General features: G+C 35.6%; 11 protein-coding genes and 2 pseudogenes. 9 read left to right on the forward strand and 4 right to left on the reverse strand.

The window, feature by feature from the left end; translation table 11 throughout:
- Positions 1-1,277 (forward strand): annotated as a pseudogene (locus V7266_RS00005) (IS3 family transposase); the annotation flags it as partial.
- Between the two features lie 567 nt (positions 1,278-1,844).
- Here the strand turns inward: V7266_RS00005 and fsa are convergent.
- The gene (gene fsa, locus V7266_RS00010) at positions 1,845-2,513 is read right to left on the reverse strand and encodes a fructose-6-phosphate aldolase (RefSeq protein ID WP_335465052.1); all 669 of its coding nucleotides are present in this window, start codon (positions 2,511-2,513) and stop codon (positions 1,845-1,847) included.
- Between the two features lie 23 nt (positions 2,514-2,536).
- Complete coding sequence (gene tkt / locus V7266_RS00015) at positions 2,537-4,525, reverse strand: transketolase (RefSeq protein WP_335465054.1); 1,989 nt, start codon at positions 4,523-4,525, stop codon at positions 2,537-2,539.
- A gap of 246 nt (positions 4,526-4,771) precedes the next feature.
- Between tkt and V7266_RS00020 the strand changes: the two genes are divergently transcribed.
- The 3 genes from V7266_RS00020 (at position 4,772) to V7266_RS00030 (ending at position 7,809) form a co-directional block, all read left to right on the forward strand.
- Positions 4,772-5,521, forward strand: coding sequence for a DeoR/GlpR family DNA-binding transcription regulator (locus V7266_RS00020; protein ID WP_335465055.1), 750 nt, complete (start codon positions 4,772-4,774; stop codon positions 5,519-5,521).
- 215 nt (positions 5,522-5,736) lie between these two features.
- Positions 5,737-6,204, forward strand: coding sequence for a helix-hairpin-helix domain-containing protein (locus V7266_RS00025; protein WP_335465056.1), 468 nt, complete (start codon positions 5,737-5,739; stop codon positions 6,202-6,204).
- 411 nt (positions 6,205-6,615) lie between these two features.
- The gene (locus V7266_RS00030) at positions 6,616-7,809 is read left to right on the forward strand and encodes a styrene monooxygenase/indole monooxygenase family protein (protein ID WP_335465058.1); all 1,194 of its coding nucleotides are present in this window, start codon (positions 6,616-6,618) and stop codon (positions 7,807-7,809) included.
- A gap of 65 nt (positions 7,810-7,874) precedes the next feature.
- Here the strand turns inward: V7266_RS00030 and V7266_RS00035 are convergent, their stop codons facing one another.
- On the reverse strand, positions 7,875-8,492 hold the full coding sequence (locus V7266_RS00035) for a TetR/AcrR family transcriptional regulator (protein ID WP_335465060.1): 618 nt from the start codon (positions 8,490-8,492) through the stop codon (positions 7,875-7,877).
- A 168-nt stretch (positions 8,493-8,660) separates the two neighbouring features.
- On the opposite strand from V7266_RS00035, the pseudogene V7266_RS00040 reads away from it, so the two are divergent.
- The 4 genes and pseudogenes from V7266_RS00040 to V7266_RS00055 all read left to right on the forward strand — a co-directional run.
- Positions 8,661-9,818 (forward strand): annotated as a pseudogene (locus tag V7266_RS00040) (YhgE/Pip domain-containing protein); the annotation flags it as partial.
- Between the two features lie 250 nt (positions 9,819-10,068).
- Positions 10,069-10,452 (forward strand): VOC family protein, encoded by a 384-nt coding sequence (locus V7266_RS00045; protein WP_335465061.1) that lies wholly within the window; start codon positions 10,069-10,071, stop codon positions 10,450-10,452.
- A gap of 311 nt (positions 10,453-10,763) precedes the next feature.
- Positions 10,764-11,411, forward strand: coding sequence for a DUF3231 family protein (locus V7266_RS00050; RefSeq protein ID WP_335465063.1), 648 nt, complete (start codon positions 10,764-10,766; stop codon positions 11,409-11,411).
- 38 nt (positions 11,412-11,449) lie between these two features.
- Positions 11,450-11,776 (forward strand): DUF3231 family protein, encoded by a 327-nt coding sequence (locus tag V7266_RS00055; protein ID WP_335465077.1) that lies wholly within the window; start codon positions 11,450-11,452, stop codon positions 11,774-11,776.
- Positions 11,777-11,932: 156 nt separating this feature from the next.
- On the opposite strand, the gene V7266_RS00060 is transcribed toward V7266_RS00055, so the two are convergent.
- Positions 11,933-12,823 (reverse strand): LysR family transcriptional regulator, encoded by an 891-nt coding sequence (locus V7266_RS00060; protein ID WP_335465065.1) that lies wholly within the window; start codon positions 12,821-12,823, stop codon positions 11,933-11,935.
- Positions 12,824-13,015: 192 nt separating this feature from the next.
- Between V7266_RS00060 and V7266_RS00065 the strand changes: the two genes are divergently transcribed.
- The coding region (locus V7266_RS00065) for a DUF2798 domain-containing protein (RefSeq protein ID WP_335465078.1) at positions 13,016-13,168 on the forward strand (153 nt) is incomplete at its 3' end.

Here is a 13,168-nt window from a genome sequence, read left to right on the forward strand (position 1 = left end):
CAAATCCGTAAGTATAAAAGGAATTAAATACACTGATGAATTTAAAAGAATCTTTATTACTGAAAGTGAGAATGGAAAATTACCACGGCTGATTTTTGAGGAAAACGGTTTTGATGTCGATATCATTGGAATCGTTAGGGTAAATAGAGCCGCTGCTAGATGGCGGGCTACCTATAACGAATCAGGGGTATTGGGACTTCGCGACACACGTCATGATAATTCAGGGAGACCGATTAAAAGAGATCTTAGTTTAGAAGAAAAAAACGCAAAATTAGAAGCTCAAATTAATCTGTTGCGCGCTGAAAATGAATTGCTAAAAAAGTTAGACATGATAGAAAGGGGGCTGGAGAAAAACATGTAAAAGTATCAGCTGAGGAGAAATTCCTCTTAATTCGTTCTGTAATTGAAAAGTATAATCTTAAAAACATGATTGGTTTCTTATGCGAAATATCTGGAGTTTCACGCTCGGGTTATTATAATTATTTTTCTCCGAAGTCCCAGGAAAACAGAAATCACCGTGAAAAAGATGACTTAATCTTAAGAGAAAATATTTTAAAGGCGTTCCAATTTAAACGACGTAATAAAGGTGCTCGACAAATTAAAATGACGTTAAAAGGGCAGTTTCATATAAACTATAACTTAAAACGGATCCGAAGGATTATGAAGAAATATAGTATTGTATGCCCTATTAGAAGGCCGAACCCTTATAAGAAGATGTTATAAGCAACCCAAGAACTTACTGTTCTTCCGAATTTACTAAATCGAGATTTTAAACAAGATATCCCAGGTAAAGTTTTACTTACTGATATTACTTATTTATATTACGGAAAGGGAGAAAAGGCTTATTTGTACCCTTTTAGGATAGTTCAACTAATGAGATATTAGCCTATAATGTTTCAGATCGTCTAACATTAGATTTAGTTACTAATACTTTAGTAAAGTTAAAGAAAAATAGACGAGTAAAGCTTGCAGAAGGAGCCTTTATTCACTCGGATCAAGGAGTACACTATACTAGCCCTACTTTTCAGAAGTATGTAAAAAAATTAAAGTTAGGCCAATCAATGTCCAGACGAGGAAACTGTTGGGATAACGCTCCACAAGAGTCATTTTTCGGTCACTTTAAAGATGAAGCAAATATAAAATCGTGTGTAACCTTAAACGAACTTAAACAGGAAATTAGAAGCTATATGAATTACTATAACAATTTTAGATACCAATGGAATTTAAAGAAGATGACCCCTGTTGAATACAGAAATCATCTCCTTAATGTGGCATAACCTTTTTAAAAATGTCCTATACAACGGGTATACTTTAAAAAATCTGGCTAACCTTATATTACGAACGGGTACTTTAACAGAATCTTAGCTATAAGACTGATTAGCAACCAGTCGTGATTATTTTGATTATTGAAAACGGCGGTTTCCTAATCATAAGTAAAAAAATTAATCGAATTTTCTGATTTAAAGAAGGTAAAAGCAATCACTCAAGTCATTCGGTGGAAACAACGGCGCCAATTGTCCAAACCGTGTAGTAATTTTTCAGGTGGCTTTTGCAGCCAATTCCTAGTATACCAGCAATGTAAGCGTAAACCAAATGGTTAATGTTGGAAAAATAGAGAATGAAAAACTACAACATAAGCGAAATACTCGATGATTATCGATATGGAGATAATATTTCAAACTTAAGTAAGGTTGCTATAATTGTAACCATAGAGAAAGAAGCTAAAAAGCAATTAAACAGGAATAGAATCTAAACTTCCTTCTTGAACAAACGAGGGCAAGAGTTGAAGAAATCCTACGAATAGAAACACGACAGGGGAATACCTGTCGTGTTTTTTATTTAACTTAGTTTTTAAGAGTATTTTCCCAATCAGCAGCAAATTTTTCGATTCCTTGATTAGTTAGTGGATGTTTAGAAATTTGCTCAATGACTGAAAATGGAATCGTTGCAATATGTGCACCTGCCATTGCTACACGAGTTACATGATCCGGATGACGAACAGAAGCTGCAATAATTTGTGAGTCGAAATTATGAATGCGGAACAATTCAGCTATCTTTGATACTAATTGGACACCGTCTTCGGAAATATCGTCTAAGCGGCCTAAAAATGGAGATACATATGTTGCACCAGCACGAGCTGCTAATAGTGCTTGGTTTACTGTAAAGATAAGTGTGACATTTGTTTTAACGCCTTTATCAGCAAGATAACGGCAAGCCTCTAAGCCAGCTAAAGTCATAGGAAGCTTGATGGTAATCTTCTCATCTCCGCCGTTAATTTTAATAAGCTCTTCAGCTTGGGCAATCATTTCATCAGCTGTAATGGCCTCTGGAGTTACTTCAGCGGAAACAGACTCTACTTGTGGAACTGCATTGCAGATTTCTTCAATGCGGTCTTCGAATTTTACGCCTTCCTTAGCAACTAGGGAAGGATTGGTTGTAACACCTGATAAAACACCAATTTTATATGCCTTTTTAATATCAACAAGATTTGCAGTATCAATAAATAATTTCATCGTATATTTCCTCCATTTTTAGATTACAGTAGACTTTTTGCAGTTCGAACAACATTTTCTGTCGTAAATCCAAATAGCTCCATGACTCCAGTGCCCGTTCCTGAAGCACCGAATGTTTCAATAGATAATACTTTCCCTTCTGATCCTACATAGCGTTCCCATCCAAGAGAGATGCCCATTTCTAGTGCCACACGCTTCGTAATAGAAGCAGGGAAGACAAGCTCTTTGTACTCTTTCGGTTGACGATCAAAAAGTTCCCAACTTGGCATTGCGACTACGCGAACCGATACATTTTCCTTTTCAAGTTCAGCTTTCGCGTTAATGGCTAATGACACTTCTGAACCGGTAGAGATCAAAATAACCTCTGGTTGGTCATTTGTTTGCGTTAAAATGTAAGCTCCTTTAGAAAGGTTGTCTAAATTGGCTTGTGTTTCTTGGAACACAGGCAGGTTTTGACGGCTTAGTACTAGGGCAACCGGACCTTCTGTTTGTTTTAGTGCATAAGCCCAAGCACTTGCAGTTTCGTTTGCATCTGATGGGCGAATCACGGTTAGCCCTGGGATTGCACGAAGAGAAGCTAGCTGCTCAATTGGCTCATGAGTTGGACCATCTTCACCAACCGCAATCGAATCATGAGTAAATACATAAGTGATTGGAAGCTTTTGCAAGGCTGCCAGACGAATGGACGGTCTGAGATAATCATTGAAAACAAAGAATGTGCTAACAAAAGGCTTTACCCCGCCATGAAGAGCCAAACCATTGCCAGCTGCTCCCATAGCGTGTTCCCGGACACCAAAGTAGATATTTCGTCCGCTAAATGACTCTACTGCGAATGCTGCGTTTTCCTTTATGTCTGTCATGGTGGAGTGAGAAAGATCTGCACTTCCTCCAAAAATAGAAGGAACTGATTTTACAAAATGGTTAATGGCTTCTCCGCTTGCTACACGGGTTGAGATTGTTTTACCTGTTTCAAATGTCAGGATGTCTTCCGCATTAATTAAAACCTCTCCCGTGATGGCATGTTGCAGGTCCTTTGCTAATTCAGGATATGTCTCTTGATAAGACTGGAATAATGCATTCCATTGTTGTTCTTGGCTAATTCCTCTTTGTTTTAGCTCTTCAAAATGAGCTTTAACTTCTTCCGGTACAAAGAAATCCTCTTCATAGTGCCAGTCATATACCTGTTTTGTTGCACGAGCTTCTTCTGCTCCAAGTGGATTTCCATGTGCCTTGTTTGTTCCTGCCACTTTGGGACTTCCATATCCAATAGTGGTTCTAATTTCGATCAAAGTTGGTTGGTTAGTATTTTGTTTAGCTAATGTAATAGCTTTTGAGATTTCTGCAACATCATTGCCATCTTCTACTCGTAAATATTGCCAATGAGCAGATTCTGTTCTTTTTTGAATGTCCTCTGAAAATGAAAGATTTAATTCACCGTCCAAAGAAATATCATTGGAGTCATATAATGCAATTAATTTTCCTAGTTTCATATGACCGGCCATAGACATGGCCTCATAAGAGATGCCTTCCATTAAGTCTCCATCGCCAACTAAAGCATATGTATAATGGTCAATTACAGGGTATCCATCCTGATTGAACTTTGCAGCTAAATGCGCTTCAGCCATCGCCATTCCTACTGCATTTGCAATCCCTTGCCCTAAAGGACCAGTGGTCGCTTCAACACCATCTGTGTGCCCAAATTCGGGATGACCAGGTGTTTTGCTATTAAGCTTTCTAAAACTTTTTAAATCTTCTAAAGAAACATTATACCCAGCTAAATGAAGCAAACTATACAACAAACTAGATCCGTGTCCGGCAGAAAGAATAAATCGATCGCGATTAAACCATTTTGCATTTGCAGAATTATGATTTAGATGATGTGCCCAGAGTGCATATGCCATTGGAGCAGCACCCATAGGAAGACCTGGATGACCGGAATTCGCACTATTGATCGCGTCAATTGATAAGGTGCGAATCGTATTTACAGCTAGTGTTTCAATACTATTATTCATCTTTTTTTCCTCCTTTAATTTCGTGGGATTTAAGTTAATACAAAAAGTGAGCATTAGGATTCTTGCATCAATGAATTCTTGTTTTTGCATTTTGATGCTAGTTTTTTCGTATTTGAGAATATTTTATCTCCATAAACAAGAAAAAACAAGAAAAATTTCGTTAGATTTTTATAAAATTGGTGAATGCCAGAAAAAATAATATAATATAAGAAAAAACATGCAAAAACACGGAGGATGATCATTGTTATGCTTAGAAAAGAACGGCAAAGCAAAATTTTACAAATACTTGAAAAAGAAGGGAAAGTCGTTGCTAAAGAATTAAGCATGAAATGGGATGTTTCCGAGGACACAATTAGACGAGATTTAAGGGAAATGGATTCATTTGGCCTTCTCAAAAGAGTACACGGCGGGGCAATTCCTGCTTCAGCGAGTGCTTTAACTTTTTCTGAAAGAACTGAAGAAAATATAGATGCAAAAAAGGAATTGGCTTTAAAAGCAGTGAAAATTATTAAAGATGGACAAGTTCTTTTAATAGATGGAAGTACAACAAATCTTTTTCTGGCTCAAGAAATTCCATTGGAGTTTAAAGGGACCATTATTACGAATAGTCCCTCTATTAGTTTGGCATTATCAAAACATCCAAATACAGATATCATACTTTTGGGAGGAACCTTCTTTAAGGAATCTTTTGTGACAGTAGGAATGGAAGTAATTGATGTGCTTAAAAATATTAGAGCCGATCTCTGTTTTTTAGGAGTGTATTCCCTGCACCCTGACTTTGGTATTAGCATCCCTCATATAGAAGAGTCTTATGCTAAACGTCAGATGATTAAAAGTTCAAATAAGATCGCAACCCTGGTAACAAGAAGTAAACTTAATACTATTTCCAATTACTTAGTTGGTCCAGTTTCAGAACTTGATTACTTAATTACGGAAGACGGTCCACTAAGTCATAATTTAAACAAGTACATGGAATTAGGTATCGAAATTATCTAACTATGGTAGTTATTTTTAATTTGAGCTAAACCAGTTAATAGTTTGTCAACATTTTTCTATAAAAAGTTTACTACCCGCATGTTGTATAGATATAGGTTCTATTCTATATAACCTGAAGGTCTTTTATCGTCAGGACTTAGGGGATGAAAACGTGGGGTTTAACGGTTATAGGGTTGGGCTGTAATCCTGTCAATCTGAAAAGTAGGTGAAATCATATGAAAATTTCTTCTCCCAAACTTCCATTAACACCAAAAGAAAAAGTACAATTAAAAATGTGTAAAATAAAATTAAAAGAGATTCCCGGTATGGACATTTCACGTTTATCCAAGTGTTTACAAACTTCTTTTGAACGAACTAAATACCTCCGTGGTCTCGCTCAATTCCAATTGATACCCTCTATCGGTCCCAAAGTCGCTCAACGAGTAATTGATCTAGGTTATTATTCTCTTGAAGAGATACAAAACGAAGATGGTGCTGATTTAATTAATCGTTTGGAAGCACTTTATGGATATTGGGAAGACCCTTGTGTGGAAGATTCTTTAAGATGTATTGTACATTATGCCAAACATCCCGATAGCGAAAAAAGTTGGTTTGATTTTACTGAAGAGCGTAAAAGATATCGTCAAGAAAACGGATATCCAATTGAAAGACCTCAGTTAGCTTGGCATGAAGTAAAAAAATAAGTGCAGTGAAGTATTTTACTTCAAAAATTTAACAACCTTATTTTAACCCCGTCCTAAAATCAGAACGGGGTTATGTGTGTTTGAGGTTTAAAAATTAAATAACTTTATTGTCTATTCTTTTCAATGCTTTCACCAAAAAAAAACTATTTCAAAAAAGTTCCAAACGTCTGTTAGATCACACTATTTGGAATTTAATGTTAAGGTGATTTTAGCCCTTAATTTACTTTACGGTCTATAATACAAATACTGTCACTAAAGAACCATTTACATGAGAATTAGTCTTCAATAAAATAGGTAATAGTTAGATTTAGAGGAAAATGTTAGAAAAATTGTTTTACTGGACTAGAACATATATTGTAACTTGACATTCAACCAAATAGCCTGGAGAATGCTGAATTTTCTAATAAGGGAGTGAGATTGTTGAAAAAAAGACTCTGTATTATTGGTAGTGGCGTAGCTGGACTGCACCTAGCTTATGCTCTAAAGGACGACTTTGATATTACAGTCATTGAACGTCAATCACCAGATCAGATTAGGAAAGGCCGAATCATGTCTACCCAGGTGCATTTTGGATCAACAAGGACTCGTGAAAAACGCTTTTATGAGCCAAAATGGGGAGAACAAACTCTTATTGAAAGTATTCATATTACGATTGGAAATCAAAAACTATTTGTAGGAAAATTGCAAGAACCGGCATTATCTGTTGATCAACGTTTGTATTACTCTCATACTATTAAAGATCTTGTAGAAAAAGGAGTTTCCTTCCGTCTAGAAAAGGTAGAAAAAGAAAGTGTGGAAGTACTTATAGATGAGTTTGATTTAGTTATAGATTGTACAGGGAAAAAAGGACCACTTTTGCCGTTTCCGATTGAAGAGGATCTGTCTCCTTTTCAAACTCCTCAGAGAAAATGTATCGTAGGTTATTTCAAAGGTATAAAAGCAAACACCCCTTTGGGAGTATGTGTAACGGTTCTTCCTGAGTTGGGTGAAATGTTTGAGATACCCGCAATAACAGAACATGGTCCTGTTACCATACTGTTCATAATGGCACTACCAAACAGCGATTTAGACATATTTAAAGGAATTAAAAGTGCAGAAGAGTTTACTCTTAAAATGAGGAGTGCAGTTCAACAGTTTTTCCCGGAAATTTATAACCGAATTGATGGAAAAAATTTTGCTTTATGTGATGAAAATGGCTTCCTCCAAACAGCCTTAACCCCTGTTATTCGAAAGCCATATCTGATGGTTAAAAATAAGCTGGTAGTTGGCTGTGGCGATAGTGTATTTTTAAACGATCCTATTACGGGCCAAGGCTGTAATCTCTCTTCTTACTGTGCTGAACAATTGTATGAAACCCTTACGGAATACAAAAATTCTAAGTGGGACGTAGAATTAGGAGAGTGTTATTGGAATCGAACGAAACATTATGTAAAAGAAGTAACTGAATGGACAAATGCCATGACGAAACCATTACCTGAGCATGTTGTTCAATTGCTACTTCAGGGTGCACAGAACCAAGTAAAAGCAAACGAAATTGCTGAATGGTTTGCTAATCCGACAAAAGCGTATAATGCGTTTTTTCCAAAAGCAACAATAATTGAATAAGCATATAAATAAAAAAGGGAGACTACCTGTTTTTTTTTTAGATAGTCTCCCTTTTTTTTGGGGGTTTACTTTTTCAAACCAGCAGCAAAGAAGGGTCCATTAAAAGTTATGGTAGATAGGATTTCTGCCATTTCTTGAGGGGATTCTTCCCTGCCGCTATTCAACCATTGTTGAATGACTCCTATATGTGCAGAAGCAATGTAAGAAGCTAAATATTGTCCTGGAACAAGTAAATTTTCCTCCTTAATAAGTGCGTTTGAATCATTTCCGAACAGGGTTTTCCACATAAAATCTTTCAGCCGGGTTTGAAAGGTTAAATCGCCTTTTGGACCTAATACAGCTTCCATAAAACCACTATTTTGATCAAGAAACTCAAATATTAAAACTGCAAGGGAAAATGGTGTTGCAGTCGGTGAGTTAGTCTCAAGTGCGGCAATAACACCTGGTAAATTCTTTTTTGCAAGTCTGGACATCTCAAGCATAATCTCTTCTTCGCATTTGGTCATTAAATCAAATTTGTCTTGATAGTGTGCATAAAATGTACCTCTATTAATTTTTGCTCTAGTTGTTAAGTCCTTAACAGTAATGGTTTCGAAACCTTTTTCATTTATCAACTCAACTAGTGCATCTCGGATTGCTTCTTTTGTCCGAATGACCCGTAAATCCGTAGTATTATCTCGCAAGCTGCTTCCTCCTTAATTTTATCCAACACATTAATAAAAGATGTTCCATAACCAACACATCTGCCATTTTTGATTATTGAACAGAATAGGATTCAATTATAAAATTTGAAATATAATAAACAACACGGTGTTTGTTATTATATCAAAAAAACAGGGAGGAAAATATTAATGTTCAAAAATAAAGTTTTATTAGTTTCACCCATTATCGCATTCATAGTTATTTTTATTTTTTCACTAACACTTTTTCCATCGGTTCAACCTCAACCTAAAAATTTGCCCATTGCAATTGTTAACGCAGATCAAGGAGTACAAATTTCTAACCAACCAAAAATGAATATGGGTCAAACAATCGTTGAAACAATGAAAAAAAATTCAAAAGCAACAACAGATGAAGACCCTGCTGTAAAATGGATTGAAGTAAAAACAGCAGAGGAAGCACAAAAAGGAATGGATAATCAAAAATATTATGCAGCATTAGTCATTCCGAAGGATTTCAGTGCTAAGCAGGCATCATTAAGGACACTAGCACCTTCTTCACCTGAAGTTCAAATATATATCAATCAGGGAATGAATACAGCAGCCTCTAGCGTGGCGGGACAGATTTTGAATGGACTTGTTGACAATATGAACAATAATGTTCGTACCCAACTCTTTCAGGGATTTGAAAAGCAAGGAGCAACATTAACAGCGAAGCAAGCTGCAAGTCTAGCAACTCCTATTACAAAAAAAGTCACTAATGTTAATGAAATAGGGACTAATAGTGCAAACGGAAATTCTCCAGTTTCCTTATTTCAGCCATTATGGATAGGAAGTTTGGCAAGTGCTGCTATTATCTTTTTGGCTGTTAGTAAATTATCAATTACAAATCGGATAGATTACCTCACCACAAGGATAGGACAAATTTTAATAGGAGCCATTGTTTCCCTTGTCGTTGGATTTGGTTTAACTTCGCTGGCAGGTGATATGGTAGGACTTCAAATTCCACAGTTTACAGAAACAGCTTTATTCCTATCAATTACCTCCTTTAGCTTTTTCCTAATGATTTCAGCTGTACTTTCGTGGTTGGGTATCAGAAGTATCGCTCTTTTTGCCCTATTGTTATTTTTTGGAGCACCCTTGCTTTCAATGGCTCCAGAAATGATGTCTCCATTTTATCGAGAGTGGATTTATTCATGGTTACCAATGCGATTTATGATACAAGGTTTACGTGAAATGTTCTTCTTCGGAAAAGGATTAACCTGGAGTTCATCTGTATCAACTCTTGTAGGGATAGGAGTAGTAAGTATGGTAATCATACTAGCTTCTACATNNCCAAAAATTAGAGGGTTAATAATAAACAAGCCGTTTCCTTATGGGGAACGGTTTGTTTTAGCAAAAGAGTGTGAATTTGTACTTAAACTTTCAAGGAGGAGTTATACTGAGACGTCTTCTTTAAGGTATTTAATCGTAATGATTATTCTGTTATGCTTATCTAAACAAGCAAAAAAAACAAACAAATTACAGCTAATATTGAAATATTGTAATTGCAGAATACCTTACAGTATTGCTTCAAAAATATCGAAGGAGGTAAAACAGAATGAAAATCATTGTTACTAGTATATTTGTACAAGATCAAGACAAGGCACTGGAGTTTTATTCAGAAAAGCTTGGGTTTGTAAAAAAGGTGGACGTACCCGTTGGAGAATATAGGTGGATAACGCTTGTATCCCCCGAGGGACAAAACGGAACCGAGCTTTTACTTGAACCGGATGCCCATCCTGCTGCAAAGGAATATCAAAAGAAGATATTTGCCGATGGCATTCCAGCAACCATGTTTGGTGTTGCAGATATTCACGAAGAGTACAATCGATTAATGGAAAAAGGCGTGAGGTTTACAATGGAACCGACAAAAATGGGGGAAGTCACTATTGCTGTCTTTGACGATACATGCGGCAACCTTATTCAGATAGTGCAGAAATAACTCCATTACCAAGGTTCTTAAGTCTCATTGTTGAGGTCAATAACACTAAAATCAAGGACCTAAAATATAAATAGGAAAGCACATGATCCAAGAGGGAAATGTGTTTTCCTATTTTTTTTTGCTTATTTATTATTTTATAACCTATTAATAGTTGGATTTACTTTCTAACTTTTTTTGAATTATTTTCTTACATTATTAGAACATGTTCCTTTTTAATCTTCCTTGTCTGGAGAAAATAAAACGTATAAAATTGAATGATTATGTGATTTTAAGTTCACCCTAAATTTAGAAAATAGTAGGGGGAACATAAAATGTCTGATAAGCCAGCCATAACAGCATCTGAGCTAGGCACATTATGGATTACATATCAAGAAAAAACGATGATCCTACGAATGTTGGAATATTTTATAGACAAGGCCGATGATGAAAAGGCTAAGGATATTATGTCCAATTTATATAAAGAAATAAACCCGTATGTTGGTAAAATAACAGCAATCTTTCAAAATGAAGGTGCTGTTATTCCAGTAGGATTTACTTCTCAAGATGTTAACAAAGAGGCACCAAAGTTATATGACAATGGGTTTGACATAATTTTTATTCGATTATTAAAAGAAATTAGTATGGGATTGCATTCACTTAATTTATCTATGAGTTATCGGGAAGATATTGTATTGATGTATAAAGAACTTACTTCCATTATGCAAATGTATTACAATCATTGCACTCAATATTTGCTTGAAAAAGGAATGATTGCTCGACCTCCTTATGTTTCAATGCCAACATCCGTTGAGTTTGTTAAGGATATAAATTATTTGGGAGGACTTGCAGTTAATCCTTTTTATGAAAAACGGGCCTTAAATACGGTAGAAGTGGCTCATATCCATCATTCAATTGAATCAAACGTAATGGGGCTGCAGATGATTATCGGTTTTGCGCAATGTGAAGTAAGAGAGAAGTAAAAAACTTCTTTAACGAAGGAGCAGAACTTTCTAAAAGTATTCTAAAGGTATTAAGCGAAACCTTACTGGAAAGTGGAATACAAACACCTCAACTATCGGGTGGTAATGCAACTCGTTCCACCACTTCTCCATTCTCTGATAAAATAATGATGTATTGTACAAGTCTTTTTTGCAGTTTTGCTATGGGTGGAAACTCATTAGGAACAGCATTCAGTTTACGAAATGATTTATCAGCAAAAATGACTGCTTTTATGAAAGATACATTTGAATATGCTCATAAAGGTGCAAAAATAATGATTCAAAATGGGTGGATGGAAGAACCACCTCAGATGGTAGAAAGAGGTCAAAAAATAAAAAAGTCCTAAACACTTGTTACGAATTACCGTGCGATCCCTTCAAGTTAGAGCGCCTCATATGTATGACAGGTTTACGGCCAATATGTTATAAATAAATCGATAAAAGGAGCTGGTATTAGGTTGAATAAAAGAGTCAATCTAAAACAGCTCCTTTTTAATTAATATTTAGCAGGAAAGGTTTTGGCTATTCTTCTGCTCTCTAAATCGATCGATGACAAAGTCAATAAAATATCTGCTTGCTATTGGCAGAACCTTTTTATCATTGTATGTAAGACTAATTTTTCGAACAACGGGCGGCGAAATCGGTCTTGTTATGAGTTTATACGGACATCGGTTTAATAGAAGTTTTGGTAAAATAGATATACCAAGTTCTTGTTCTATCATCGACATAATCGCATAAGGATCGTGTACTATGTACTCAATATTCAGTTCAAAGTTGTTCTGGTTAAAAATTGTTAAAGGATCATTTATGACCCCTTCATCTAATAATATATAGGGGTCATTTATTAATTCGTTCAATGAGACTTTGCTGTATTTAGCTAAAGGATGATTTATTGGCAATACGGCAAGCAGTTCATCTTCTTGTAAAGGAGTGACAGTTAGATTTGATCCTGCACTTGAATTCACAAAGCCAAAGTCAACAGTTCCTTCTTTAATCCAATTAGAGATATCTGTATAGTTACCTTGATGTAATACGAAATGGACAGATGGGTACAGCTCCTTAAAATCCTTTATAAATCCAGGTAACCAATGACAGGTAACACTGGAGAACGTACCAATTCGAATTAATCCACTCTGCAGCCCTTGCATCTCATTAAGCTTTTCAATCAATTCTCTATGTGAGTTACAAATCTTCTTTATATAAGGCAAAAACTCTTCACCATCTGGTGTTAGTGAAATTCCTTTTCGTGAGCGTAAAATAAGAGTCGTAGAAAGTTCTTCTTCCAACGAAGACACCATTTGGCTAATGGCAGATTGGGTATAACCTAGTTCTTCAGCTGTTTTTGTAAAACTGCCTGTTTCAATTGCCTTGATAAAAGCATAATATGATTTCACTATTTGTAACTCCCTTATATTAGAAATCCTAATACTTCTATTATAAATATTCGTTTCACTAATGTGAATACAGGTGATAATATATAACTAATTGTCAAAGATATACTTTCTATGAGAAGGATGTGTAGGAGAATCATTAATATTGATATAAAATACAAAAATATTATTTTTGCAGCTTGTATGGCGCTTTGCATGTCAATTTTCATCACATTTATATTAGTCTCAATAAATAATGGTTATGATAAATCATTTTTATCAAAATGGTTCAAGACTTGGGCGCAGGCATTTTTTTGTGCCTTTTTTGGAGCGTACTTTTTCCCAAGAGTAATCCAAAAATTTATGAGA

This window comes from Neobacillus drentensis, assembly GCF_036965645.1.
GTDB lineage: Bacteria > Bacillota > Bacilli > Bacillales > Cytobacillaceae > Neobacillus > Neobacillus drentensis_D.

What these genes read in the sequence shown, in the direction of transcription:
- fsa (WP_335465052.1), bottom strand. Translation starts at nt 2,513, where the DNA reads ATGAAATTATTTATTGATACTGCAAATCTTGTTGATATTAAAAAGGCA.
- tkt (WP_335465054.1), bottom strand. Translation starts at nt 4,525, where the DNA reads ATGAATAATAGTATTGAAACACTAGCTGTAAATACGATTCGCACCTTA.
- V7266_RS00020 (WP_335465055.1), top strand. Translation starts at nt 4,772, where the DNA reads ATGCTTAGAAAAGAACGGCAAAGCAAAATTTTACAAATACTTGAAAAA.
- V7266_RS00025 (WP_335465056.1), top strand. Translation starts at nt 5,737, where the DNA reads ATGAAAATTTCTTCTCCCAAACTTCCATTAACACCAAAAGAAAAAGTA.
- V7266_RS00045 (WP_335465061.1), top strand. Translation starts at nt 10,069, where the DNA reads ATGAAAATCATTGTTACTAGTATATTTGTACAAGATCAAGACAAGGCA.
- V7266_RS00050 (WP_335465063.1), top strand. Translation starts at nt 10,764, where the DNA reads ATGTCTGATAAGCCAGCCATAACAGCATCTGAGCTAGGCACATTATGG.